The organism is Arthrobacter sp. 10T413_2, assembly GCF_056394205.1.
Genome location: NZ_JBFTHK010000015.1, coordinates 13,364 through 37,933 on the forward strand (window position 1 = coordinate 13,364; position 24,570 = coordinate 37,933).

At 68.1% G+C, this 24,570-nt stretch carries 22 protein-coding genes; 7 read left to right on the forward strand and 15 right to left on the reverse strand.

Features of this window, described 5'->3' with window-relative positions:
* Nucleotides 1-864: an ABC transporter permease gene (locus AC1DBQ_RS04595; RefSeq protein ID WP_476927375.1), complete on the forward strand. Its 864-nt coding sequence runs from the start codon at nucleotides 1-3 to the stop codon at nucleotides 862-864.
* The gene (locus AC1DBQ_RS04600) at nucleotides 861-1,910 is read left to right on the forward strand and encodes a sulfate/molybdate ABC transporter ATP-binding protein (RefSeq protein WP_476927376.1); all 1,050 of its coding nucleotides are present in this window, start codon (nucleotides 861-863) and stop codon (nucleotides 1,908-1,910) included. Before AC1DBQ_RS04595 ends, AC1DBQ_RS04600 begins: the two co-directional genes overlap by 4 nt.
* A 153-nt stretch (nucleotides 1,911-2,063) precedes the next feature.
* On the opposite strand, the gene AC1DBQ_RS04605 is transcribed toward AC1DBQ_RS04600, so the two are convergent.
* Nucleotides 2,064-2,555, reverse strand: coding sequence for a carboxymuconolactone decarboxylase family protein (locus AC1DBQ_RS04605; protein WP_476927377.1), 492 nt, complete (start codon nucleotides 2,553-2,555; stop codon nucleotides 2,064-2,066).
* 1,138 nt (nucleotides 2,556-3,693) lie between these two features.
* On the opposite strand from AC1DBQ_RS04605, the gene clpB reads away from it, so the two are divergent.
* A complete protein-coding gene (gene clpB / locus AC1DBQ_RS04610) occupies nucleotides 3,694-6,363 on the forward strand; it encodes an ATP-dependent chaperone ClpB (protein WP_476927378.1) in 2,670 nt (889 codons plus the stop codon).
* Between the two features lie 110 nt (nucleotides 6,364-6,473).
* Here clpB and AC1DBQ_RS04615 read toward each other — a convergent pair whose 3' ends face one another.
* Nucleotides 6,474-7,283 (reverse strand): septum formation family protein, encoded by an 810-nt coding sequence (locus AC1DBQ_RS04615; RefSeq protein ID WP_476927379.1) that lies wholly within the window; start codon nucleotides 7,281-7,283, stop codon nucleotides 6,474-6,476.
* 292 nt (nucleotides 7,284-7,575) lie between these two features.
* Between AC1DBQ_RS04615 and AC1DBQ_RS04620 the strand changes: the two genes are divergently transcribed.
* Together AC1DBQ_RS04620 and AC1DBQ_RS04625 are read left to right on the forward strand one after the other, a co-directional pair.
* Complete coding sequence (locus tag AC1DBQ_RS04620) at nucleotides 7,576-7,809, forward strand: DUF3073 domain-containing protein (protein WP_116767215.1); 234 nt, start codon at nucleotides 7,576-7,578, stop codon at nucleotides 7,807-7,809.
* Nucleotides 7,810-8,042: 233 nt separating this feature from the next.
* On the forward strand, nucleotides 8,043-8,837 hold the full coding sequence (locus tag AC1DBQ_RS04625) for a VOC family protein (RefSeq protein WP_476927380.1): 795 nt from the start codon (nucleotides 8,043-8,045) through the stop codon (nucleotides 8,835-8,837).
* A gap of 149 nt (nucleotides 8,838-8,986) precedes the next feature.
* Here the strand turns inward: AC1DBQ_RS04625 and purM are convergent, their stop codons facing one another.
* From purM to AC1DBQ_RS04640, 3 genes are all read right to left on the reverse strand, one after another.
* Nucleotides 8,987-10,156: a phosphoribosylformylglycinamidine cyclo-ligase gene (gene purM / locus AC1DBQ_RS04630; RefSeq protein WP_476927381.1), complete on the reverse strand. Its 1,170-nt coding sequence runs from the start codon at nucleotides 10,154-10,156 to the stop codon at nucleotides 8,987-8,989.
* On the reverse strand, nucleotides 10,153-11,862 hold the full coding sequence (gene purF, locus AC1DBQ_RS04635) for an amidophosphoribosyltransferase (RefSeq protein WP_476927382.1): 1,710 nt from the start codon (nucleotides 11,860-11,862) through the stop codon (nucleotides 10,153-10,155). The genes purM and purF overlap by 4 nt, the downstream gene beginning before the upstream one ends.
* A gap of 77 nt (nucleotides 11,863-11,939) precedes the next feature.
* Complete coding sequence (locus tag AC1DBQ_RS04640; RefSeq protein ID WP_476927383.1) at nucleotides 11,940-12,308, reverse strand: hypothetical protein; 369 nt, start codon at nucleotides 12,306-12,308, stop codon at nucleotides 11,940-11,942.
* Nucleotides 12,309-12,397: 89 nt separating this feature from the next.
* Between AC1DBQ_RS04640 and AC1DBQ_RS04645 the strand changes: the two genes are divergently transcribed.
* Nucleotides 12,398-13,246 carry a class I SAM-dependent methyltransferase gene (locus AC1DBQ_RS04645; protein WP_476927384.1) on the forward strand — a complete coding sequence of 283 codons (849 nt, stop codon included), beginning with the start codon at nucleotides 12,398-12,400 and terminating at the stop codon, nucleotides 13,244-13,246.
* A gap of 254 nt (nucleotides 13,247-13,500) precedes the next feature.
* Here AC1DBQ_RS04645 and AC1DBQ_RS04650 read toward each other — a convergent pair whose 3' ends face one another.
* Both AC1DBQ_RS04650 and bcp (AC1DBQ_RS04655) read right to left on the reverse strand, forming a co-directional pair.
* Nucleotides 13,501-14,451 carry a hypothetical protein gene (locus AC1DBQ_RS04650; RefSeq protein ID WP_476927385.1) on the reverse strand — a complete coding sequence of 317 codons (951 nt, stop codon included), beginning with the start codon at nucleotides 14,449-14,451 and terminating at the stop codon, nucleotides 13,501-13,503.
* A 263-nt stretch (nucleotides 14,452-14,714) separates the two neighbouring features.
* Complete coding sequence (bcp, locus tag AC1DBQ_RS04655) at nucleotides 14,715-15,194, reverse strand: thioredoxin-dependent thiol peroxidase (RefSeq protein ID WP_476927386.1); 480 nt, start codon at nucleotides 15,192-15,194, stop codon at nucleotides 14,715-14,717.
* A gap of 174 nt (nucleotides 15,195-15,368) precedes the next feature.
* Here bcp (AC1DBQ_RS04655) and AC1DBQ_RS04660 point away from each other — a divergent pair, with 174 nt between their 5' ends.
* Nucleotides 15,369-16,343 (forward strand): serine hydrolase, encoded by a 975-nt coding sequence (locus AC1DBQ_RS04660; protein ID WP_476927387.1) that lies wholly within the window; start codon nucleotides 15,369-15,371, stop codon nucleotides 16,341-16,343.
* A 133-nt stretch (nucleotides 16,344-16,476) separates the two neighbouring features.
* Here the strand turns inward: AC1DBQ_RS04660 and bcp (AC1DBQ_RS04665) are convergent, their stop codons facing one another.
* The 8 genes from bcp (AC1DBQ_RS04665) to AC1DBQ_RS04700 form a co-directional block, all read right to left on the reverse strand.
* Nucleotides 16,477-16,974, reverse strand: coding sequence for a thioredoxin-dependent thiol peroxidase (gene bcp / locus AC1DBQ_RS04665; RefSeq protein WP_476927388.1), 498 nt, complete (start codon nucleotides 16,972-16,974; stop codon nucleotides 16,477-16,479).
* 44 nt (nucleotides 16,975-17,018) lie between these two features.
* Nucleotides 17,019-17,777, reverse strand: a complete 759-nt coding sequence (locus AC1DBQ_RS04670; RefSeq protein ID WP_476927389.1) for a winged helix-turn-helix domain-containing protein — start codon at nucleotides 17,775-17,777, stop codon at nucleotides 17,019-17,021.
* Nucleotides 17,774-19,117, reverse strand: a complete 1,344-nt coding sequence (allB, locus tag AC1DBQ_RS04675; protein WP_476927390.1) for an allantoinase AllB — start codon at nucleotides 19,115-19,117, stop codon at nucleotides 17,774-17,776. Before allB ends, AC1DBQ_RS04670 begins: the two co-directional genes overlap by 4 nt.
* Nucleotides 19,110-20,321, reverse strand: a complete 1,212-nt coding sequence (locus tag AC1DBQ_RS04680) for a glycerate kinase (RefSeq protein WP_476927391.1) — start codon at nucleotides 20,319-20,321, stop codon at nucleotides 19,110-19,112. Before AC1DBQ_RS04680 ends, allB begins: the two co-directional genes overlap by 8 nt.
* Nucleotide 20,322: 1 nt before the next feature.
* Nucleotides 20,323-22,113, reverse strand: coding sequence for a glyoxylate carboligase (gene gcl, locus AC1DBQ_RS04685; protein WP_476927392.1), 1,791 nt, complete (start codon nucleotides 22,111-22,113; stop codon nucleotides 20,323-20,325).
* A 122-nt stretch (nucleotides 22,114-22,235) separates the two neighbouring features.
* Nucleotides 22,236-23,114 (reverse strand): 2-hydroxy-3-oxopropionate reductase, encoded by an 879-nt coding sequence (locus AC1DBQ_RS04690; RefSeq protein ID WP_476927393.1) that lies wholly within the window; start codon nucleotides 23,112-23,114, stop codon nucleotides 22,236-22,238.
* A 99-nt stretch (nucleotides 23,115-23,213) separates the two neighbouring features.
* The gene (locus AC1DBQ_RS04695) at nucleotides 23,214-24,014 is read right to left on the reverse strand and encodes a hydroxypyruvate isomerase family protein (RefSeq protein ID WP_476927394.1); all 801 of its coding nucleotides are present in this window, start codon (nucleotides 24,012-24,014) and stop codon (nucleotides 23,214-23,216) included.
* Between the two features lie 206 nt (nucleotides 24,015-24,220).
* Complete coding sequence (locus AC1DBQ_RS04700; protein ID WP_476927395.1) at nucleotides 24,221-24,382, reverse strand: hypothetical protein; 162 nt, start codon at nucleotides 24,380-24,382, stop codon at nucleotides 24,221-24,223.
* Between the last annotated feature and the right edge of the window lie 188 nt (nucleotides 24,383-24,570).

The following is a 24,570-nucleotide window of genomic DNA, read 5'->3' on the forward strand; positions in this document are numbered from 1 at the left end:
ATGAGGCACGGCTATCAGGGTGTCCCGCGCTGGATCTACGTCCTCGCCGCGGCGGGGGCCCTGTTTGTCCTGCTGCCCCTGGCCGCCATCGTCGCGAAGATCAACTGGGCGGAGTTCCTGCCGCTGGTCACGTCGGAATCGTCCCTGACCGCGCTGGGACTGAGCCTGCGCACCTCCGCGGCCAGCACGGTGCTGTGTATCGTGCTGGGCGTGCCGCTGGCCCTCGTCCTGGCCCGCGGGCAGTTCCGCGGTCAGCGGCTCCTCCGCTCCTTCGTGCTGCTGCCGCTAGTCCTGCCGCCCGTCGTCGGCGGCATCGCGCTGCTCTACACTTTTGGCCGGCAGGGTCTGCTCGGCCGMTCGCTGGAACTGGCCGGTATCCAGGTCGCCTTTTCGACGACGGCGGTGGTCCTCGCCCAGACCTTCGTCGCGCTGCCGTTCCTGGTGGTGAGCCTTGAAGGGGCGCTGCGCTCGGCCGGGAGCCGGTACGAGGCCGTCGCCGCGACTCTGGGCGCCCGCCCCACCACGGTGCTGCGTCGCGTAACCCTGCCCCTGGTGCTGCCCGGGTTGGCTTCCGGCGCCGTGCTTTCGTTCGCGCGCAGCCTTGGCGAATTCGGCGCCACGCTCACGTTTGCCGGCAGCCTGCAGGGCGTCACCCGGACCCTGCCGCTGGAAATCTACCTGCAGCGCGAGACCGACGCCGATGCCGCCGTCGCGCTGTCCCTGCTTCTTGTCGCCGTGGCGGTCGCCGTCGTCGGGCTGTCGTACCGGCGCCCCGGGGCGGCCGGCGGGCGCGGACCCAGCGGGACTGAACGCGCAKCGCGGGACGGGGCGCCGGAGCCGGCGCCGGAGAGAGTGGCGCCGTGAGTGTCCGAATTGACGCCGCCATTGCCGCCCGCGGCTTTGACGTGTCCCTGAGCCTGGCGCCGGGGGAAACCGTCGCCGTGCTGGGTCCCAACGGGGCCGGCAAGTCCACGCTGCTGTCAGTCATTGCGGGCCTGCTCCGGCCGGACGCAGGGAGGGGCGACGTGGACGGCAAGGTCCTGTTCGACCTCGGTCCCGCGACKAACACCTGGACGGCGCCCCACCGGCGCGGCACCGCCCTCTTGGCCCAGGAGCCGCTGTTGTTTCCTCACCTGAGCGCGCTGGACAACGTGGCCTTCGGCCCCCGCAGCGCCGGCGTGGCCAAGGCAGCGGCCCGGGAAACCGCGCGGCACTGGCTGGCCGAAGTCGACGCCGTCGACCTCGCGTCCCGGCGGCCCGGGGAACTCTCCGGAGGCCAGGCACAGCGGGTGGCCGTGGCACGAGCGCTGGCCGCCGACCCCGAGATGTTGCTCCTGGATGAACCCATGGCGGCCCTGGACATCCACGCCGCGCCGCTGCTGCGTCGGCTGCTCAGGCGCGTCCTCGCCGGGCGCCGGGCCGTCATTGTCACCCACGACGTCCTGGACGCCTACATGCTCGCCGACCGGGTGATCGTCCTGGAAGAGGGCAGGATCACCGAGGAGGGCCCGGTCCGCGAGGTGCTCCAGCGCCMGCGCAGCCGATTCGCCGCCGGTCTCGCCGGGCTGAACCTCGTGACCGGCACCGTTACCGCCGCCGGTATCCGGTCGCCCGAGGGGCTGGAATTTGCCGGCCAGCATGATGCACCGCTGGTCCCAGGGCAGGCAGGCGTGGCCGCGTTCCCGCCGTCCGCCGTGTCCGTGTTCCTCTCCGAAGCGCACGGCAGCCCGCGGAACTCGTTCCGGGTGAGGCTTACGGACCTCGAGCCGCACGGGGACCAGATCCGGGTCCGCGCCGGCGAGTTGGCCGCCGACATTACGCCGGCCGCCTCCGCCGACCTCGGCCTGGCGCCGGGGCTGGAGGCCTACTTCGTGGTCAAGGCCGCGGCGGTGTCMATCTACCCGGCGTAGGTTGTTGTCTTGGCAGGGTGTGGTTGGTGGTTGGTGCCGGTCAGTCCCGGGCCGGTCAGCCGCGGGCAGGTTAGCCGCGGGCCGGTTAGCCGAGGGCGGCGCGGACCGGGTGCCGGCTGGCCGCGCCGATCTCGCCGGTCAGCCGCGGGCCGGTTAGCCGCGGGCGGCGCGCACCGGGTGCTKACTGACGATGGRGACACGGTTGAACGCGTTCATCGTGATCGCCAGCCAGCTGACGGCGGAGAACTCCTCGGCTGTCAGGTGCTTGCGGGCCTGGGCGCCCTCGCGGTCGCGGGCGTGGGCGTCGGAGATGGTCGTGATGGCCTCCGCCAGGGTCAGGGCGGCCCGTTCCTTGTCGGAAAAGAGTGCGGTGTTGCGCCAGGCGGGGAGCACAGCCAGGCGCTGGGCCGACTCGCCGTTCTTGACGGCATCGCCCACATGCAGGTCCAGGCAGTAGGCGCAGCCGTTGATCTGTGAAATGCGGACATTGAGCAGCTCGATCAGCTTCCCGTCCAGGCCGGCCTCTGTGGCGGCTTCTTTGGCTTTCAGGCCCAGACCGTTGAGCGCGCGCCAAGCGGCAGGGTGTTCCTTGTCCAGGAAGACACTCCGGTGCCCGGGATTCTGCGGTGCCGACGTCTCGTTCATGGATTCCACAATACCGACGAGGTTCCGCGCGCCCCGGAGCGTCGTGTGACAATTCTGTCAAGCATATGACAAGCTTTGGAGGTGGGAGTGATTGGCCCGGCGGCTGGTTCCTTGGGGGACCCGGCCGCCGTGCCGCTCCTTCCCGGCCGGGTACTCCTTGCCGGCGGGCTGGCCTTGCCAGCGGGCTGGCCCTGCCGAGTTCTGCCAGGCCCAGCGGCGGTCCGCCAAGCTCCGCTGCGGGGGACATGCCCCGCGTCTGGACCTGGTTGCGGGGGGCATGTCCAGCGGTCGCCTACCCCAGCGGAGGACATGTCCAGTGGTCGCCTAACCCAGCCGTGGACATGTCCAGTTTTGAGGTCCACGAACGGGCATGAGGGGAGTATGTCCACTCGTGCAGGTCAGCCGCGGGCATGTCCCGCAGTCACGAGCGTCAGCGGAGGACATGCCCCGCTGTCAAACGGTGCTAGGGGGCGAGATGTCCAGCCTTCAACGCGGTGCGGAGGGCGAGGGCGTTACCGACCAGCTTCAGGAGCACTAAGCCATCCCTTGCCGCGCGTCGAGGGGCACCGGACATGCTCATTGGCCGACCCTGGAGCGGCGCACCGGTTCATTCTTCGTGCCGACCTTGGCGGCCATGCTCATTCTGGATGCGGGCTCCTGTGGGCATGCTCATTTTTCGCGCCCGGGTGGATTGGGCATGTCCAGTCTTTGATTCGAACGATAGGCATGCTCATCGGGCTGAGTTGGCTTGGGGGGACCTGCTCATTCCCAGCCCCGAATCCGGGACCATGCTCATTTTTCGCGCCCGGATGGATGGGACATGTTCATTCCTGGATTCGAACAGTGGACATAGTGGGATTATGTCCATTCCTGGCGGACGGGGGAGAGCATGTTCCGTGGCAGCAGCGGTCAGGGTCCCAGATGTGCGGTCCCGCCCCCGCAGCCCCCGCACCCCGGGCCCCCGCACCCCGGGCCCCCGGCCACCGGCCCCGCGGTCCAGCGCGGCCCGTGCCAGCGGGGACTCCGGCCCTAGACAGCTGTTTCGCCGTCGGCAAAYATGGACCCAAAGGGACCTAATGCAAAGTTGAGCGGAGTACACTCAACTTTAATATCAGCATGTTCCCGAAAGGAGCTCTCTTTGGACGCCAAATTCACTACCAAGAGCCAGGAGGCTCTTGCGGCCGCCGCCATGAACGCCTCGACGGCGGGAAACCCGCAGCTCGAACCTGCCCATCTGCTCAAGGCGCTCATKGATCAGCGGGAGGGCGTTGCCGTCGCACTACTCCGCGCCACGGGCACGGACCCGGATTCCGTYAGCGTCCAGGCCAGCTCCGCCATCAAGTCACTTCCGTCCACCTCTGGCAGCTCTGTGCAGCAGCCACAGCTGTCCCGCACCGCCCTGCAGGCCATCAAGAATGCCCAGAACGAGGCCGAACGCCTCGGCGACACCTTCGTCTCCACCGAGCACCTGCTGCTGGGGCTGGCGTCCGGAAGTGACGCCGTCGGCAAGCTCATGCGCGACGCCGGCGCCTCCCACGAGGCCCTACTCGCGGCCCTGCCCGGGGTCCGCGGCGACCGCAAGGTGGACAATGCCGACCCGGAAAACACCTTCCAGGCGCTGGAGAAATACGGCACCGACCTGACAGCGATCGCCCGCTCCGGAAAGCTGGATCCGGTGATCGGCCGCGACGCCGAGATCCGCCGCATCATCCAGGTCCTGAGCCGCCGCACCAAGAACAACCCCGTCATCATCGGCGAACCCGGCGTGGGTAAGACCGCCGTCGTCGAAGGACTTGCCCAGCGGATCGTCGCCGGAGACGTCCCCGAAAGCCTGCGCGGCAAAACCCTGATCGCCCTGGACCTTGCGTCCATGGTGGCCGGCGCCAAATACCGCGGCGAATTCGAGGAGCGGCTCAAGGCCGTCCTGGAGGAAATCAAGAGCTCCGAGGGCCAGATCGTCACGTTCATCGACGAKATCCATACGGTGGTCGGGGCCGGTGCCTCCGGGGACAGCTCCATGGACGCCGGCAACATGCTCAAGCCCATGCTGGCCCGCGGCGAGCTMCGGCTGATAGGCGCCACCACTCTCGACGAATACCGCGAGAACATCGAGAAGGATCCCGCCTTGGAACGCCGCTTCCAGCAAGTTTTCGTCGGGGAGCCGAGCGTGGAGGACACCATCGGCATCCTGCGCGGCCTCAAGGAGCGCTACGAGGCCCACCACAAGGTCGCCATCGCCGACTCCGCCCTGGTCGCCGCCGCCACGCTCTCCAACCGCTACATCTCCGGGCGGMAGCTGCCGGACAAGGCGATCGACCTCGTGGACGAGGCAGCGTCCCGGCTGCGCATGGAGATCGATTCCGCCCCGGAGGAGATTGACCAGCTGCGACGCTCAGTGGACCGCCTGACCATGGAGGAACTGGCCCTGGCCAACGAAACCGATCCCGCATCGGTGGAGCGGCTCGCCGCGATCCGGGCGGACAAGGCGGACAAAAATGAAGAGCTGGCCGCCCTCAACGCCCGCTGGGAAGCCGAGAAGGCCGGCCTGAACCGCGTCGGCGACCTCAAAGCCAGGATCGACGAACTGCGCTCCGCCGCCGAGAAGTTCCAACGCGAAGGCGACCTCGAGGCGGCCTCGCGCATCCTTTACGGCGAACTGCCCGCCCTCGAGCGGGAACTCAATGAAGCCGCTGAGGCGGAGTCGGCCCGGGTKGCCGGCGGCGGCGCCAAGCAGGATCTCATGGTGGCCGACGAAGTCACCGCCGACGACATCGCCGAGGTCATTTCGGCCTGGACCGGCATTCCCGCCGGGCGCATGCTGCAGGGCGAGAGCCAGAAGCTGCTGGACATGGAGCACGTCCTGGGCGAGCGGCTGATCGGCCAGAAGAAGGCCGTCGCCGCGGTCTCCGACGCCGTGCGCCGCGCCCKCGCCGGAATCAGCGATCCCAACCGGCCCACCGGCTCGTTCCTGTTCCTCGGTCCTACGGGCGTCGGCAAGACCGAACTCGCCAAGTCCCTCGCCGACTTCCTCTTCGACGACGAGCGCGCGATGGTGCGGATCGACATGTCCGAATACTCGGAAAAGCACTCCGTGGCGCGCCTCGTCGGGGCCCCTCCCGGGTACGTCGGCTACGAAGAAGGCGGCCAGCTCACCGAGGCCGTCCGGCGCCGGCCCTACTCGGTGCTGCTGCTCGATGAAGTGGAAAAGGCCCATCCGGAGGTCTTCGACATTCTCCTGCAGGTGCTCGACGACGGACGTCTCACCGACGGCCAGGGCCGCACTGTGGACTTCCGCAACGTGATCCTGGTGCTCACCTCGAACCTCGGCAGCCAGTACCTGGTGGACCCCACCCTCGACGCCGAGGCCAAGAAGAACGCCGTCATGGCCACCGTGCACGCCTCCTTCAAGCCCGAGTTCCTGAATCGGCTGGATGAAGTGGTGCTGTTCGATCCGCTGAGCGTGGAGGAGCTGTCCCGGATCGTGGAGCTGCAGGTCAAGGAGYTGGGCGAACGCCTCAAGGGCCGCCGGCTGAACCTTGAAGTCACCGAGGGCGCCCGCGCATGGCTGGCGGTAACCGGCTTCKACCCCGCCTACGGCGCCCGTCCGCTGCGCCGGCTGGTGCAGCGCGAGATCGGCGACCGGCTGGCCAAAGCCATCCTGGCCGGCGAGATCTCCGACGGCGACACGGTTGTGGTGGACACCGCGCCCGACCTCATGGAACTCACCATGGGCGGCCCGGCGGTCACGGACCGGCCCGACGGCGGCGCGTCGACCGGCAGCGGCCTCTCGGTCCGGCGCAAGGAGTAGGCGCCKCCGGAAACCGTAAGTTAAACGCCGCTGGCAGCCGGGTCGTCCCGGCTGCCAGTGSGTTAAGCCCGGTTCGCTAAGGCCACGCCAAGCCAGGGCGGGGTGGGGCTCTAGGGAAGCAGGGACTCCATGATGACGTTCCCGCCGTCCGTCACGGCATAGCAGTCCACCCGGCGGTCGCCCTTGTTCCAGCTGCTCGAACTGGGGTAGGCCAGCTTGTAGCTCAGCGCGTAGTCGCCGGCCTTGTCCGTCAGGGGTGCGTCCTTGCAGGCATCGCGCGCCTTTTGCTTGAGGGCATCCCGGCCGGGGTAGGAGTCATCTGCTGCGTACCTCTCCACGGCGACTAACTGCGYCGAATGGCCGGTGGAGCAGTCCACGATCGTGGACTGATCGGCATTCGGGTCGAAGTCMTTGAAACAGTCACGCAACTGGAAGTCCAGGGGATTGACGCCTTCCAGCGGCAAGGCCCCKCGGCTGGCCGGGGCCGACGCCGACGCCGACGAGGTTGCGGAGGCCKGGCTGCTGCTATCCGCGGAGGGCTGGGCGCTGCCGGCAAACGAGGCCACCGCCCACCACACCAGAAGCCCGAGGACGACGAGCACGGCCGCGGCGACACCGAGCCGCTTGGGCCCTTKCCGGCGGATCCGGCGGGCGAGGGGGCGTGCGGTGTCTGAGACTGCTGAGGAGATGCCGGCGAGGCTGACGCCTGGGAGCTTCGCGGACAGGCGGTTGGCGGTGGAGGGTTTCGTGGCCGCGGGGTCGTCAGTGCGGGGCGCCCCGGCCGGCCCGGCGGTCCTATCCGCCGCAGATGTCGCGGTCCRTTCCGGGTCGGCCGTCACAACGGGCAGGGCGGACGTCGGCAGCCTCGAAGGCGGCGGCGGGACGGACCCGGCGTCGTGCCTTGGATTCTCTTCAGTCACTGAGAAATTCACCACTTCCGTGCATCTTTGCCGGGGCTGGAGGCCCGGCATTGTCACCCTTTTCCGGGCGCACATCACGAAACTCTATCGAAGAAGCGGGTCGGGGCGCATACGCCGGGGGCTGCGACGGCGGCTTCCGGGGGCGCAACACTGTCCACAGGGGACGGGCCGGCAAGCAGTTGACGCCGAAAGCATGTAATCTAGGTGTACGACAAATTGACCAAACATTCCGGGGCCTCACCGATCGCCAAAGGTGACCACCTCCGGTCCAAGTACAAAAGGGGGTCACGCCATGGGGCGCGGCCGTCAAAAGGCAAAAGCTACCAAGCAGGCTCGGGACATCAAGTACTACTCCCCGAACACTGACTATTCGGCCCTTCAGCGCGAGCTCACGGGCCCGGGAAGTCGTGCCACGAACCACTTCACGGATGACCCGGTCGAGCCGGATTATTCGGCGTATGTGGATAAGTACGCGGACGATTTGGAAGACGACGACGACGAGGTAGATACCCGTCGGATTGGTTAGTCGACGCTTCCTCCCGGGAGCTTTGTCCGGGGGGAACCTTCCGGCACTGCGGTGCCAACCATAGATTTTCAGGCCGCTGGCCAYACCTGTGCTTCAGGCGTGGCCGGCGGTTTTTCTTAAGCCCCCGGGCGGACCACGTCGCGACGCCGCGCAGTTGTCACCGCCGGGGCCCCGGGCTACGTTGATCGTGCCGGATTTTCCCGGACACCACGCCGACGCCCGGAAGGACAGCCATGACCATGCGCACAGGATTCGCCGAGGGCGAGCTCTGCTGGACCGACCTCCAGACCGGCGACGTGGAGGCGGCGAAGGCCTTCTACGCGGACGTTTTCGGCTGGCGTTACGAAAACTTGCCCACCCCGGACGGACGCAGTTATGCGAAGGCCTTCCTCGGCGATGACCTCGTGAGCGTCATCGCCCCGCAGAACTCACCGCAGGGTACGCCGCAGGAGTCCGCGGGTCAACAGGGCTGCTGGAACGTGTATTTCGCCACCGACGACGCCCGGGACCTGGCTGCCGAACTGGCCCATTCCTCCGGGCATCTTGAGTTCGGTCCCGAGGCCGTCGGCGACACCGGCGTCATGGTTTTCTTMGCCCCGCCCGGCGGCGGAACCACGGGTGCCTGGCAGGCCGGCAGCCACTTCGGAGCTGCCCGGAGCCAGGAGACCGGAGCCCTGGCATGGGCGGAGCTCCTGACGCCCGAGCCGCAGGCCGCCGTCGGGTTCTTCCAGCAGATCTTCGGGCATGAGGTGACCGAATACCCCCAGGACGACGGCGGCACGTACACAACGCTCATGGTGGACGGCACCGAGGTGGCCGGGATCGCGCGGGTCCCGGGCGATGCGCGGGACACCCTGCAGCCCGGGTGGCAGGTTTACTTCGGCGTGTCCGACGTCGCGGAAGCAGTGAAGGCGGCGGTGGCCGCGGGCGGCGTCGTGCTGATTGAGCCGGAGGACGCCGAGGAGGCCGGCAGCATCGCCACGATCCAGGATCCGCAGGGCGGCGTCTTCAGCCTGCTGGAGGTTTAGGGCCGCGGCTTAAGCGCATCGAGTGCTCCATAACTGCCGTTTTCAGGTCTCAAAACGGCAGTTTGGGCCCACGCCGGCAGGGTTCCCTGGCCGAGCTTGCGAGGCGAGGGAGCCGGTGGGGAGGAGCACTCGACGTCGGGTCGGGGCCTTTAGGCGTAGGCGTTGACCAGGCGGACGGCGCCGCCGTCGACGCCCTTGGCGCCCTGGACGTAGTCGGGGCCGGACTTGATGATCGAATCCGAGTTCTCCTCCACCGTGCCCATGATCCAGGACGGCAGGCCGCGGTCGTTGAGCCGGTTCACGGCGGCGTCGGCGGCCTCCGGGGAAACGATGGCGACCATGCCCACGCCCAGGTTCAGGGTGCGCTCGAGGTCGGCCAGCGGGACGTTGCCGAGCTCGGCGACCAGCTTGAAGATGGCCGGCAGTTCCCACGTGGCGCGGTCAACGGTGGCCAGCAGGCCCTGCGGGAGGACGCGGGCGAGGTTGGCCGCGAGGCCGCCGCCGGTGACGTGGCTGAAGCCGTGCACGGCCTTGYCGCCCGCGGAGCCGTTCACCGGGAAGGTGCGGGCGAGGTCCAGGCAGTCGGCGGCGTAGACGCGGGTGGGCTCCAGGAGCTCCTCGCCCAGGGTGCGGCCGAGTTCGGAGACCTGGCGGTCCAGGGCCCAGCCTGCGTGGTTGATGACGCGGCGGACCAGGGAGTAGCCGTTGGAGTGCAGGCCCGAGGAGRCCATGCCGATCACGAYGTCGCCGGCGCGGACACGGTCCGGGCCCAGCAGGGCGTCGGCCTCGACCACGCCGGTGGCTGCACCGGCGACGTCGTACTCATTTTCGCCGAGCAGGCCGGGGTGTTCRGCGGTCTCGCCGCCCACCAGTGCGGTACCGGCGACCGAGCAGGCGGCCGCGATGCCGCGGACGATGTCCGCGATACGTTCCGGCACAACCTTGCCGCAGGCGATGTAGTCGGTCATGTACAGCGGCTCGGCGCCGACCACGACGATGTCGTCCACCACCATGCCGACGAGGTCAAACCCGATGGTGTCGTGGATGTCCATGGCCTGCGCGATGGCCACTTTGGTGCCGACCCCGTCGGTGGAGGTGGCCAGGAGGGGCCTCTTGTAGGTCAGGAGCCGGGAGACGTCGTAAAGACCTGCGAACCCGCCGACGCCGCCGATCACCGAGGCGTTGTGGGTTGCCTTCACGGCATCCTTCATGAGTTCGACGGCGCGGTCTCCCGCTTCGACGTCGACGCCGGCGGAGGCGTAGGTGATGCCGGCGTTCTGGGCGGCGTTCATGTCAGCGGCCGGGGAGGCGGAAGTCATACTGGCTCTTTCTTGTCGGCTTTGGTGACGCGGTCGGCATCGGTGAGCAGTTCTTCGAATTCGGAGTCCGGCCCCGGATCGCAGCCCGTGGCGCCGGCCTTCTYGGCCGGGTCGTCCGAGATCGAGGTGCCGGGTTCGGCGTCGGGGGCGTCCGGGCCGCCGGACGCGGCATCCGMCGGAGCAGCCGGCGCGGAAGCGTCCGCTCCGGGAGCAGCTCCGCCGGCGGCGGGAAGACCGCCGAGGTCCGTGCGCTCGAGTAGGTTCTTGCCGAGCTTGTCTGCGCCGGGCAGCTCGATCGGGTACTTGCCGGTGAAGCAGGCGGTGCAGAGGCGTTCGCGCGGCTGCCGGGTGGCGGCGATCATGCCGTCCTCGGAGATGTAGGCCAGCGAGTCGGCGCCGATCGCCTGGGAGATCTCGTCGATGGTGGCGCCGTTGGCGATCAGTTCGGCGCGGGATGCGAAGTCGATGCCGTAGAAGCACGGCCACTGTACCGGCGGCGAGGAGATCTTGACGTGCACGGAGGCGGCGCCGGCTTCGCGAAGCATCCGGACGATCGCGCGCTGGGTGTTGCCGCGGACGATCGAGTCGTCCACCACCACGACGCGCTTGCCGCGGATCACCGATTCCAGGGCGTTGAGCTTGAGCCGGATGCCGAGCTGCCGCAGGGTCTGCGACGGCTGGATGAAGGTGCGGCCCACGTAGGCGTTCTTGACKAAGCCGTGCGCGAACGGGATGCCGGATTCCTCGGCGTAGCCCACAGCGGCGGGCGTGCCGGATTCCGGGACCGGAATGACAATGTCCGCTTCCTGGGTGTTCTCGCGGGCCAGCTGGCGGCCCATCTCCACCCGGGATTCATAGACCGAGCGGCCGGCAATGGCGGCGTCCGGGCGGGCAAGGTAGACGTATTCGAAGACACAGCCGGCCGGGGTCGCCTCGGCGAAGCGCTGGGAGCGGACGCCGTCCTCGTCGATCGCGATGAATTCGCCGGGCTCGATTTCGCGGATGAAGCTCGCGCCGACCGTGGCCAGGGCTGACTGCTCGGAGGCGACCACCCAGCCGCGCTCCAGCCGGCCGAGGCACAGCGGGCGGATGCCGTAGGTGTCGCGGGCCGCGTAGAGGGTTCCCTCATCCATGAAGACGAAGCAGAAGCCGCCCTTGATCTTGGGCAGGAGCTCCAGGGCGGTTTGTTCGAGGGACTTGCCCTCTTCACCCTCCAGGAGCGCCGTGACCAGGGCGGTGTCCGAGGTGTTGCCCTGCTTCATTTCGCCGCTCAGGTTTCCGCCGTTGCGGTCCGTGATCATGGCCTTGAGCTCGGCCGTGTTCGTCAGGTTGCCGTTGTGGGCCAGCGCCACGGTGCCCGTGGAGGTCGCGCCCAAGGTGGGCTGGGCGTTGGCCCAGTGGCTCGCACCCGTAGTGGAATAGCGGCAGTGGCCGACGGCCAGGTGCCCGGTCAGGGTGTTCAGCGTAGCCTCGTCGAAGACCTGGGATACGAGGCCCATGTCTTTGTAGACGTTGATCCGCTTGCMGTCGCTGGTTGCAATACCAGCCGACTCCTGACMACGGTGCTGCAATGCATACAGCCCGTAATAGGTAAGTTTTGCTACTTCTTCACCGGGTGCCCAGACCCCAAAGACGCCGCATGCGTCCTGAGGGCCTTTTTCGCCTGGGAGAAGATCATGAGAAAGTTTTCCATCGCCGCGTGCCACTGGTCGATTATCTCACGATGTGCGCTAAGACTTTTCCGGCGCCCKGTTTATGACCTGCCGGCAGGCTCAGGCGCGGCTCAGGCGCGGTTCTCGCCGTCGGCGTCGGGTGTCGAGTCYGGAACGGACTCGACGACGGCGCGCCCGGCGCGGCGGACGCTGATCCGGTCCAGCACCAGGGCCGCCACGGCACCCAGAATGACGCCGCCGGCCGCGCAAAGGACCATGAAGAAACCAAAAACGGAGCCGCTGTCGTAGCTGGCATCACCCGGGAGGGCGTAGGCGATGATGGCCGCCGCAACGACGCCTACGAGCCCGCCCAGGATCAGGAACGGCACGTACTTCGGCGCCCGCCGGACGGTGACCTCGCGTCGCTCCGGGACGCTGCCGGGGGCTGACTCCCCGTGGGGTTCGGTGCCTGCGGTGCCGGGGGTTTCGTGGGAAGACATGCCGTTAAGCCTACTGCCCTTCGACTCATTGCCGGAGACCCGTTCCGGGAGCAGACTAGGGCTAGGAACAGACGAGCCAAGGATCCGCCATGTTAGCCTCAGCCGACCGCGTTCGTGACCAGCAGCGCCTGCTCTGGGATGAGTTCTCGGCGGGCTGGAAGAAGTGGGACGTTGAACTGCTMGACTGGCATGCGCCGTTCGGGGACGCCCTGCTCGAGGAGCTCCGGTTGCGCCCCAACTCCTGGGTGCTGGATGTCGCGGCAGGCACGGGGGAACCTGCACTCAATGTGGCAGGGCAGGTGCCGCACGGGCGTGTGGTCCTCGCTGACATTTCCGCCGGTATGCTCCGCGTGGCCGAAGAAAAGGCATTGACCCKGGGCCTGCACAACCTGGACTTCAAGGTTTGCGACGCTGCTGCCATGCCCTTCGCTGACGACACGTTTGATGCCGTGTACTGCCGCTTCGGTTTGATGTTTTTTCCGGTCATGTCCGCGGCCATGCGCGAGATGGCGCGCACCGCCAAGCCGGGCGCCCGGGTCGGCGTCGTCGTCTGGGGACGCGCCGCCGAGAACCCATGGGCCAGCCTGATCCTGGGCACGATTGCCCGGCACCGCGAGCTGCCCCTTGCGCCGGCAGGGACTCCGGGGCTTTTCCGCTGTGCACCCGCCGGGTTCATGACGCAGATGTTCACGGACGCAGGGCTCACGGACGTGACCGAGCGCAAGGTCAGCACCGACCTCGTGTTCGAATCCCCCGAGAGCTACTGGGAGTTCATGACGGACATCGCGACCACAGTGGCGATGGGGCTCGCCAAGGCGGACGAGAGGTCTCGGGCTTTGATCCGCTCGGACGTATTCGCGTTGCTGGGCCGCTATGAGCACGACGGCGCCATCCAGCTCCGGTCCACCGCCACGGTGGTGGCCGGGACCAAGGTGTAGGAAKCCGGCCGGTTTTCGCACCGTTTTCGGACCGGCAGCCAGACCCAACAACCGGCCCAGCGCCAATTAGCCGGGTTTTCGCGCCGTTTTCGGACTGGCGCGTCGCCATCGGTCGAATGCGGCCCGGATCCGCGATGCATCCGTCCGGTTCCGGAGCCGTGGTCCGAAACCGCAGCGAAAACCGTCCGGAGCGCGGCCCGGATCCGCGCTGCCCGTGTCGGATTCCGTAGCGCCTTCCCGGAAGCTTGGCAGGATCAGCGTCGGCAGGACGGGAGAGTCTGCCGCGGAACGCCTGCCGTGGCCAGAAACGCCTCAAATTTCCCGGGACTGGAGAGCTCCGACCACGTCCAGCGGATCACGCGTCGGCCGGTGGCGCGAATCCGGTCCTCCCGGCGCTTCTCATCGGTGAGGGCCTCAGCGGGTGTCCGGCCTTGCAGAAACTCCGCCTTGCGGTACTTCACGAGTCCGTCGAATTCGCCGCACAGCTGCTCCTCGGGCCAGTCAAAGTCTGTGAATGCGACCAGCCCGCGGGCGTCGCGGATTTCGACCTGAAGGAGGGGAATCCGGAAGCCGAGCCGGTGCATCAGGGCGCGGCTTACCGATTCGCCGGGGGAGCCGGACGCCGGATCAGCGAAATCCAGGGCTGTCCGGATTCGCCGGGCTGCCGCTTTTGTGTAGTTGCCGTCGATGCCGGTGTGGAGTTCCTCGCGGCTGAGCGGTGCCAGATTGTCAGTCTGCGGCCGGAGGACGTGGTCGAATACCGTGACTCCCTGTTCGAACGATTCGAAGGCGGCCAAGTCCAAGGCTGTCCGGACGCGGTCCGTGACCAGGAGCCCGTGACGCTCCTCGATCTGTGCCGAGTCCAAATCGACGAAATGCCGCCGGACCCCCGCGCGCGAGCGGCCACCGCCGTCGTCGAAAGTGCATGCGTGCACCAGCTGGCCGTGGCMCAGCAGCGGCATGTCCCACAGTGCGGCGGAAGACTGGCGACAGAAGATGGTGCGGCTCTTCAACGTGGACGCCGCCGCCCRGATGAGGACCGGATACCGGTCCCACGGCGTCAGCAATTCCCAGTCCTGCGCCCGCACGTAGACGCCCTGCCGGATCCGCCGGAGCTGCCCGGACTTCGCCTGCCGGGCAAGACCCCGCGCGTCCTGGCCGAGCCGCGCAAGGTCGCTGCTAAGAATCAGTGGTGGTAGTTCCATGCCCCGATGGTGGCCTGTGAGGCTGGGCCGGACAACCACCGCCGGGGCGGATGTGGAGAACTCTTCCGCGGCGGTTTCAGACCGGCGCGACGACGTCGGACTGGCGTGCCGCGGATCCGCGCTGMCTGTGTCCGATTCTGCAGCCATGCTCCGAAACCGCAGCGAGAACCGCCCGGCGCGCATCCGGAACCTCCGGGCGGGGATGGTTAGACGCCCGGGGTGCCGGGCGCGGACGGTCGGACGCCCGAACCGGCCGCGGAAGGTTAGACGCCCAGTTCTTCCTTCAGCGCCGCGACGTGGCCCTGGGCCTTGACCTGGTACTGTGCCAGCTTCACCTTGCCCTCGGGGTCCAGCACCACGGTGGAGCGGACGAGGCCCTCGGTGACCTCGCCGTGGACCAGCTTCTCGCCCCAGGCGCCGTAGGCGAGGGCGACAGCGTGGTCCTCGTCGGCCAGGAGCGGGAAGGTCAGGGCAAAGTCGCCGGTGAAGTGGGCCAAGGCCTCGGGGGCGTCGGGGGAGATACCCAGGACCTCGTAGCCCGAGCCCTGCAGGGACGCGAGGTTGTCGCGGAAGTCGCAGGCCTCGGTGGTGCAGCCGGGGGTGGCGGCCTGCGGGTAGAAATACACAATGACGTTCTTGCCGCGGTAGTCGGCGAGGGACACGGGCTTGCCCTCGRCATCGGGAAGGGTGAATTCCGGGGCCGGGGTGCCGGGCTGGAGCTTGACGGTCGGATTGGCGTTCATGAGGATCCTTCAGGACAGGGAGACAACGGGTCTGTGGTGCACAACACCGGTGGTGCAGGCTGTATTCCGCCGTSTGGCAACGCCCGTCGGCGCCCCCAGCTGCGCCGGGTCCGGTGCACGGTGACAGCTTTTTCATAGCTCCGGCATAGGTGCCGTGGCTAGTTTGAAGCAACTATGGAACACCACACGCCACGCCAGCGACGAATCGGACCCCGGCCCGCGACGGTCAGCAAACCTCGTCGGGCGGCCGTCCGGCTACGGACCCTGATCGCGGCGGCCTGTGCCGCAGTCCTTGCCATCGCGCTGGGTCCCGGCATCTTCTCAGCCGCGGAGGCACGCAMGACGACGGCCGCCGCGGGAGCATTCGCTGCCAGTCCGGCGGCCGGCAGTGTTTCGTCGTCGGCCGGTCCCGGCGTGTCGGCCCCGGCATCCGCCGCGGCGGCGGGATCCGTCGACGCCGCACTGGACGCGAAAATCCAGGCCATTATCGACGCCAACAGCCAGTATCAGATCGGCGTGGCGCTGGTCGACGTGTCGTCCGGCGCGGACCCCGCAGACGTCCACGAATACGGGGTCCGGGAGCAGTTCGTGGCGGCCAGTACCGCCAAAGTCCTGGCCGCCGCGGCCTACTATCACCTGGTCGAAACCGGCGCCGCCAGCCTCGATGACCCTTTGGGCGACTACACGGCAGGGTTCCAGCTGCGCGAAATGATCCAGCAGAGCGACAACGACTCGTGGTCGCTGATCATGGATGCCGTGGGTCACGAGGAGCTGACGGACTACRCGGCGTCGCTGGGCGTGACCTACGATCCGGAAACCAACACGCTGACCCCGGCGGAAATGGCCGGCATCCTGTCCGGGGTCTATTCCGGAACGCTCCTCAACGCCGAGGACACCGCGCAGCTGCTGTCCTACATGCAGGACACCAACTACGAGACGCTCATTCCCGCCGCCGTGCCGGAGGGGATCACGGTGTTCCACAAGTACGGGCTCCTGGACGATGAACTGCACGACGCCGGCATCCTCACCAAGGACGGCACGGCCTACGCGCTGGTCATCTACACCAAGGGTCAGAGCCTGAGCGACCTCCCGGAACGCACCGACGTGATCCATCAGCTGACGCAGGCCGTGACGGGCGCCCTCTTCTAGGCCGCCCGTGACGGAACGTGCGGCGTCTTCGGAAATTCGCGGCGGAATCGGACGACCGCACCGCGGATCCGCGGCGCCCCTGTCCGGAACCGTGGCAGAAAACCGAACGCGGCGCGGAGCKGGCGTCCGGCGCTTAGACGCCCAGCTCCTCGCGGAGAGCCCGCACGTGGCCCTGCGCGCTGACCTGGTACTGGGCCACGACCACKTTCCCGTCGGGACCGACCACCACAGTGGACCTAAGGKTTCCTTCGCGGACTTCGCCGTCCACCAGCTTCTCGCCCCAGGCTCCGTACGCCAGGGCTGTGGCGTGGTCCTCGTCCGCGAGCAGCGGGAAGGTCAGGGCATGCTCGGCGGCGAAGTCTGACAGGGCCTCCCGTGCATCGGGGGAGATGCCCAGGACCTCGAAGCCCGCGCCTTGGAGGGCGGCAAGGCTGTCGCGGAAGTCGCAGGCCTGCGTGGTGCAGCCGGGGGTGGCGGCGCGGGGGTAGAAGTAGACAACGACGTTTTTGCCGCGGTAGTCGGCCAGGGAAATCCGGCGCCCCTTAGAGTCGGTCAGCGTGAACCCGGGGGCCGGAGCGCCGGTCCGGAGCCTGGTGGTGGCGTGCAGCTTGGTGGTCACGGTGGATTGCATGAAGTTCCTTCGATCGAGGGCCGGGATGGTGGTGGCAGCGGGGGTCAGATGCTGTATTCCGCCGGTCCGCGGACGGTCGCCAGCGGACCGGGGACGAAGCGGTAGCCGCCGCTGCGGACGGTGACGACGGCGTGCCGGCAGCCCTTGAGCTTCCGGCGCACCCGGCCGACGTACACATCGATGGACCGGGTGGCCGCACCAGGGGTGTCGAACGCGTCGAGGCAATGCTGTAGTTCCTGCCGGCTTACCGTGCGGGAGCAGTTCTGCACGAGGCATCTCAGGAGGGCGAACTCCACGTCCGTCAGGGGCACGCGCTCGCCRTCGAGCCTGGCGTCCCCGGCTGCGAGGTCGACGGCGAGCCGGCTKATGCTGCCGGGGGCAGGCGCCAGCGGCGCCCCGCCGTCGTCCTCAGCCGTGGCAAGCAGTTCAGCTCCGACAGGAAGTTCGGCTCCGGCGGGAACCTCCGGTGCGGTTCCCGCCGGGGTGCCGTCCTCGCCGGGGGACCGGGCGACKGCGGACGTTGCTGCCCCGGCGGCGGGCCTAAAGTGGACTTCCGCCTCCGGGGCACATCTGAGGGCGCGGCCAAGCACGAGTTCGGCCGCCCGGGCCAGGACCGCCGGGCCACAGTCGGCATTGTCCGGAAGGGTGACCCAGACGGCCAGCCCCTTCGCGGTGAGGCCGGCCTGTCCTGCTCGTCCGATTTGTCCAGGCCCTCCGACCCGGCCGACAGGCCCGGTGCGGCCAACCGGGCCGCGCTGTCCGTAAGCGGCGTGTGCCGGGCCGGCCGCGGCCGGCTGGCTCATACGCCGCCGCGGCGGATCAGCTTGCCGGTCGGAGTCCGGCCGTCAACCAGGGTGCCGCGGAGGTAGGTCTGCCGGACAACGCCGGAGAGCGCCTTGCCGTCATACGGGGTGATGGGGTTCTTGTGCTTGAGCTTGGAGACATCCACGACGTACGCCTCGTCCGGGGCAAAGACGGCGAAGTCGGCGTCGTACCCCAGCGCGAACTGGCCCTTGTTGGAGAGGCGTGCCAGTGCGGCCGGCTTCTCGGCCATCCACGAGACCACCTGTTCCAGGGGGATGCCGCGGTGCCGGGCCTCGGTCCAGATCAGGGACAGGCCCAGCTGCAGTGAGGAAACGCCGCCCCAGGCCACCGCGAAGTCCCCGTTTTCCAGGTCTTTCAGATCAAGGGTAGACGGGGAGTGGTCCGAGACGATGCAGTCAATGGTGCCGTCCTGCAGGCCTGCCCAGAGCAGCTCGCGGTTGGAGGCCTCGCGGATCGGCGGGCAGCACTTGTAGGCGGTGGCCCCGTCGGGAATTTCCTCGGCCATGAGGGTCAGGTAATGCGGGCAGGTCTCCACCGTGAGGTGGACGCCGTCGCGCTTGGCGCTGGCGATCATGGGCAGGGCGTCGGAGGACGAGAGGTGCAGGATGTGGGCGCGGRCGCCGGTCCAGCGGGCCCGTTCGATKACCTCGGCGATGGCCTTGTTCTCGGCGCCGCGGGGGCGGGAAGCCAGGAACGTCGAGTAATGGTCGCCGCCCGGGTGGGGTGCCCGGTCGATTGCGTGCGAGTCCTCGGCGTGGACGATCATGAGCGAGTCAAAGGTCTTGAGCTCGGCCATGTCCTCTTCCATCTCGTCAGCGTCCAGGTGCGGGAACTCGTCCACGCCCGAGTGCAGGAGGAAGCATTTGAAGCCGAACACGCCCTCGTCGTGGAGGCCGCGCAGCTCGGCCTTGTTGCCCGGCACGGCACCGCCCCAGAACCCGACGTCTACGAACGCCTGGTCCTCGGCCACTTCACGCTTGAGCTTGAGCCCTTCGACAGTGGTGGTGGGCGGGATGGAATTCAGCGGCATGTCGATGATGGTGGTCACGCCGCCGGCCGCGGCTGCCCGGGTGGCGGAGGCGAAGCCTTCCCATTCGGTGCGGCCGGGCTCGTTGACGTGGACGTGGGTGTCCACGAGGCCCGGCAGCAGGGTTTCGTCGTCGGCGAGCTCAATCACTTCTGCGCCAGCTAGCCCGTTGCCTAGGGGCTCGATCGCGACGATCTTGCCGCCGCGCACGCCCACTTCACGCGCCGCGATGCCGGCGGTGGTGAGGATGCGCCGGCCCCGGATGACGAGGTCAAAGCGTTCTTCAKACATTGAGGGGCTCCTTTGTGCGGGCACTTTTCGCTGGTGCGGTGCTGGCCGGGACCAGGCCCGGMAGTTCCGCGCCGATGCGCTTTCCCAATTGTTCAAGCAGGGGACCTGCTTCGGCTATACAAGTTTCTACCTTGGCTTCCAGCGAAGTCAGCGGGTAGACCTGGCGGAATCCGGATTCCTTCTGCTGTTCCGGTGTCAGGGTGGTGCGKCCGCAGACCGCGACCACCGGGACCCCGGCGCGCYGGGCCGCCCGGGCAACGCCCGCGGGAGTCTTGCCCAGCAGAGTCTGTTCGTCCAGGCTGCCTTCGCCGGTGATCACCAGGTCCGCGTCGGACAGCCGTTCTGCCAGTCCGGTGAATTCGAGGACGACGTCGATGCCCGGCCGGCGGGTCGCGGCCAGTGCCGCGATCGCCGCGTAGCCCACGCCGCCGGCTGCGCCCGCGCCCGGAGCCTCGGCTGCCCGGAGCGCCCGGGGGCCGATCTCGGACGTCAGGACCTGCACGAAGTGGGCCAATGCTGCATCCAGGAGCACGACGTCGGCGGGGGTGGCGCCCTTTTGCGGGCCGAAGATGCGTGCGGCGCCGGACGGTCCGAGCAACGGGTTGTCGACGTCGCTGGCGAGCACGAAGCGTGCCTCGTMCAGACGGGAATCGAACCCGGAGAAGTCGATCCAGGCCAGCCGGGCCAGGGCTGCCCCGCCAAGCGGCAGCTCACGGCCGTCGGCGTCGAGCAACCGCGCGCCKAGACCCTGCAGGACGCCGGCGCCGCCGTCGGTGCTGGCGCTCCCGCCGACCCCGAGGATGATCTGCCGGCACCCGGCGTCGAGCGCTGCGCGGATCAGTTCGCCGGTGCCCAGGCTGCTGGCGCCGGTGGCGCTCGCCGAATCCGGCGCTGCACCGGCGCGGCTGCCGGGCAGGACGGCGAGCCCGGAGGCGGTGGCCATCTCGATGACGGCAACGCGACCGCGGACKGCGAAGTCCGCGCGGACCGGCTCACCGGTGGGGCCGCTGACGACGGCGCTCCGGCGGGCGAAGCCGGAGCCGACGGCGGCATCGAGGGTGCCCTCGCCGCCGTCGGCCACGGGAATCCTGAGGACCTCAAGGTTGCCGCCACAGGCGCGTTGGAGCCCAGTTTCAACGTGCCGGGCAACGTCCGGGGCCGAGAGCGAGCCTTTGAACTTGTCCGGCGCTATGACCACCTTCATCTCAGGCCTGCATCGCCAGGATGGCGGTGGGGGCGTCTTCGGCGGTCTCGGCCAGGGCCTCGAACTCGTTGACCGCGTTGATCTCCACACCCATGGAGATGTTGGTGATCTTTTCCAGGATCACTTCCACCACCACGGGAACCTTGAACTCGCCGGCCAGCGCCTTGGCCTTGTCGAAAGCGGACGCCAGGTCGTTGGGGTCCTCCACGCGGACGGCCTTGCAGCCCAGGCCTTCGGCGACCTTGATGTGGTCCACGCCGTAGCCGCTTGCCGTTGCCGAGAGATCAGTGGAGTTGATGTTCTCGAACGCCAGGGACACGTTCTGTTCCATGTTGAAGCCGCGCTGGGACTGGCGGATCAGGCCCAGGTAGGAGTTGTTGACCACCACGTGGATGTAAGGCAGGTTGAACTGCGCTCCCACAGCCAGTTCCTCGATCATGAACTGGAAATCGTAGTCACCGGACAGGGCAACAACGGTCTCGTCCGGCTTGCCGCGCACAACGCCGAGGGCGGCCGGGGCGGTCCAGCCCAGCGGACCGGCCTGGCCGGCGTTGATCCACTTGCGGGGGCCGAACACGTGCAGCATCTGGGCGCCGGCGATCTGCGACAGGCCGATAGTGGACACGTACGTGGTGTCCTTGCCGAAGGACTTGTTCATCTCCTCGTACACGCGCTGCGGCTTGATCRGGATGTTTTCGAAGTGCGTCTTGCGGTGCAGGCTGGCCTTGCGTCCGGCGCACTCGGCCGCCCAGGCGCTGTAGTCCGGCAGGGTGCCGGCAGCCTTGCGCTCGCGGGCGAGCTCCACCAGCCCGGCCAAGGCCGCGCCGGCGTCCGAGGCGATGCCCAGGTCCGGCGAGAACACACGGCCGATCTGGGTGGGCTCGATATCGATGTGCACGAACGTGCGGCCGGCCGTGTAGGTGTCCAGACCGCCGGTGTGGCGGTTGGCCCAGCGGTTKCCGATGCCGATCACGAAGTCGCTGCGCAGGTAGTTCTCGTTGCCGTAGCGGTGGCTGGTCTGCAGGCCCACCATGCCGRCCATCAAGGCGTGGTCGTCCGGGATCGCACCCCAGCCCATCAGGGTGGGGATGACCGGAACGCCCAGCAGTTCGGCCAGTTCCACCAGCTGCTCGGAGCCGCCGGCGTTGATGATGCCGCCGCCGGCCACGATCAGCGGGCGTTCGCCGGCCGTCAGCATGTCAAAGGCCTTTTCCAGCTGCTTGCGGCTGGCCTTCGGCTTTTCCACGGGCAGCGGCTCGTAGGTCTCGATGTCGAACTCGATCTCGGCCATCTGAACGTCGATCGGCAGGTCCAGCAGCACCGGGCCCGGGCGGCCGGAGCGCATCAGCTGGAAGGCCTTCTGGAAGGCGCCGGGAACCTGGCCGGGCTCCAGGATGGTCATGGCCATCTTGGTGACGGGCTTGGCGATGGACTCGATGTCCACGGCCTGGAAGTCTTCCTTGTGCAGCTTGGCAACCGGGGCCTGGCCGGTGATGCAGAGCATCGGGATGGAGTCTGCCCAGGCTGCGTAAAGCCCCGTGATCATGTCCGTGCCGGCGGGGCCGKACGTGCCGATGCAGATGCCGATGTTGCCGTCCGCTGCACKGGAGTAGCCGTCGGCCATGTGGCTGGCGCCCTCAACGTGGCGGGCCAGGGTGTGGCGGATGCCGCCGTGGGCCCGCATCGCGGAATAGAACGGGTTGATTGCCGCCCCTGGCAGGCCGAACGCCTCGGTGGCGCCCTCCTTTTCCAGGATGGCGACGGCTGCGTCAACAGTGCGCATCTTCGTCATGGTGTGCTCCTTGAAAGTCTGTTTTGGGTGTGGAGGGGGAGCCGCCGTCGTGAAGTACGACGGCGGTTGCCCTGTTTTGCTTGGTTCCGGCCTGTCGCCGGGCTGCTTACTTCCGGCCTGGGTTACTTTCGACCGCTGAGCTGGAGGACCTGCTTGAAGAGGCCCGAGTGGTCCAGTCCGCCGTCGCCCTGGTTGACGGTGGCGGCGACGAGCTGTGCGACGACGGCGCCGAGGGGGACGGCGACGTTGGCTTCGCGGGCAGCGGAGGTGACGATGCCGAGGTCCTTGTGGTGCAGGGCCAGGCGGAATCCGGGGTCGAAGTTGCGGTCCAGCATCTTCTGGCCCTTCTGGTCCAGGACCTTGGAGCCGGCGAGTCCGCCGCCGAGGACCTTGAGGGCGGCGTCCGTGTCCACGCCGTAGGCCTCGAGGAAKGCAATCGCCTCGGCCAGGACCTCGATGTTGACCGCGACGATCAGCTGGTTGGCTGCCTTGACGGTCTGGCCGGAACCGGACGGGCCGACGTGGACGATGGTCTTGCCGACGGCCGTCAGGACGTCCTGAGAGGCCTCGAAGTCAGCGGCGTCGCCGCCCACCATGATGGACAGCGCGGCGTCGATGGCGCCCTGTTCGCCGCCGGATACCGGGGCATCGAGGGGGCGGATCCCGGCTGCTTTGGCGTCGTCGGCCAAACGCTTGGCGACGTCCGGGCGGATGCTGGATGCGTCGATCCAGAGCGTGCCCTGCTTGGCGTTGGCGAACACGCCGTCGGCGCCGCTGACGACGCCTTCGACATCGGGGGAGTCGGGCACCATGGTGACGACGACGTCGGCGTCCTTGACGGCCTCGGCAATGCTGCCGGCGCCGCGACCGCCTTCGGAGACGAGCTTGTCGATTTTGTCCTGGCTGCGGTTGAAGCCGGTGACCGTGTGGCCGGCCTTGACGAGGTTGATGGCCATGGGCAGGCCCATGATGCCGAGTCCGATGACTGCGATGTTGCTCATTGTTTTTCCTTTACTGAAGTCTTGTTAGCGCGGGTGCCGGTGGGCCCACGCCCGCCGGGTTCCCTGGCCGAGCTTGCGAGGTTAGGGTGCKGGTGGGGACTAGCCTGCGGCGTGCTGGCGGATGGCCCAGGCGAAGGCGGTTTCCGCCGGTTCCTTGTATTCGAGGCCGATGTAGCCCTCGTAGCCGAGTTCGCGGCTGCGGGTGATCCATTCGCCCAGCGGCAGACTGCCGGTTCCGGGGGCGCCGCGGCCGGGGCTGTCGGCGATCTGGATGTGGCCGAAGTCTTTGGCGTGGCCTTCGATGACAGCAGCGACGTCGTCACCGTTGACCGCCAGGTGGTAGAAGTCGGCCAGGAGCTTGATGTTCTCCGCGCCGGTTTCGTTCTTGACCCGGGCGATGACGTCGAGAGCATCCGCCGCGGTCAGCAGCGGGTAGCGGGCTGCGCCGCTGACAGGCTCCAGCAGGACGGTTCCGCCGATCCGGGCGACTMCGGCGGCTGCGGCGGCCAGGTTCTGTACGGCCAGTTCGTCCTGTTCCTCGGGGGAATGCTCCTCCTGGCGGTTGCCGTACAGGGCGTTGAAGGCGGTGCAGCCGAGTCGCGCGCCGATCCCGGCGACGACGTCGATGTTGTCTTTGAATTCGGCGCTGCGGCCCTTCCAGGACACGAGGCCCCGGTCTCCCGCGGGCATGTCGCCGGCGTTGAAGTTCAGGCCGGTGAGCTGCACGCCGGCATCCGTGATGGCGTTCTCGAACCGGGTGACCTGGGCGTCGGTAGGGACGGATGTCTCGAAGGGCCACCAGAATTCGACGGCGTCAAAACCGGCGGCCTTCGCCGCGGCCGGGCGTTCCAGGAGAGGGAGCTCCGTCAGGAGGATGGAGCAGTTCACGGTGTACGTCATTGTGGGTTCCTTCCGGTGTGGGCGGGAGCTGGATCCCGGGCTTCGTTGCCTTGCAGACCATCTTCTGCTATTTCCGCTTTGTGGAATTTAGATTCTGCTTTATGAAAAGTGTAGGGAAGTTAGGGCAGGAGAGTCAAGGGGTGCGCGTCAAGCGGCGTATGTCCGGGAGGGGCGCGGGGATGCTGCGGATCCGGCGAAGGGTGGTTCTAACGCTTCGTGGGATCTTTCCGGGCTGCCAGGCCCACGAGCGCGCCGATGCCTATGCCGATCAGCAGGCCTGTGAACGGCTTGTCGACGGTGGTGACTCCGATGGCGAAGCCGAGGGCCGCGCCAAGGAGCATTCCGATCCACAGGGATTCGTACTTCACAGCCTCAGGCTAGCAAGCATMGCCCGGGCCGCAAGGGGTTCCGGCTTGGGAACATCATTTGGTGCGGAGGCGCGCACGGCCCCGGAACCACGAAAGAGTTCGGAACCACGAAGGAGTCCGGAACCAAGAAGGAGTCCGCCCCGACAGGCGGGGCGGACTCCACAGGGTGATTCAGCACAGCGCGGAAC

Coding starts and splice junctions, on each gene's coding strand:
- AC1DBQ_RS04620 (WP_116767215.1), top strand. CDS start 7,576: ATGGGGCGCGGCCGTCAAAAGGCAAAAGCTACCAAGCAGGCTCGGGAC.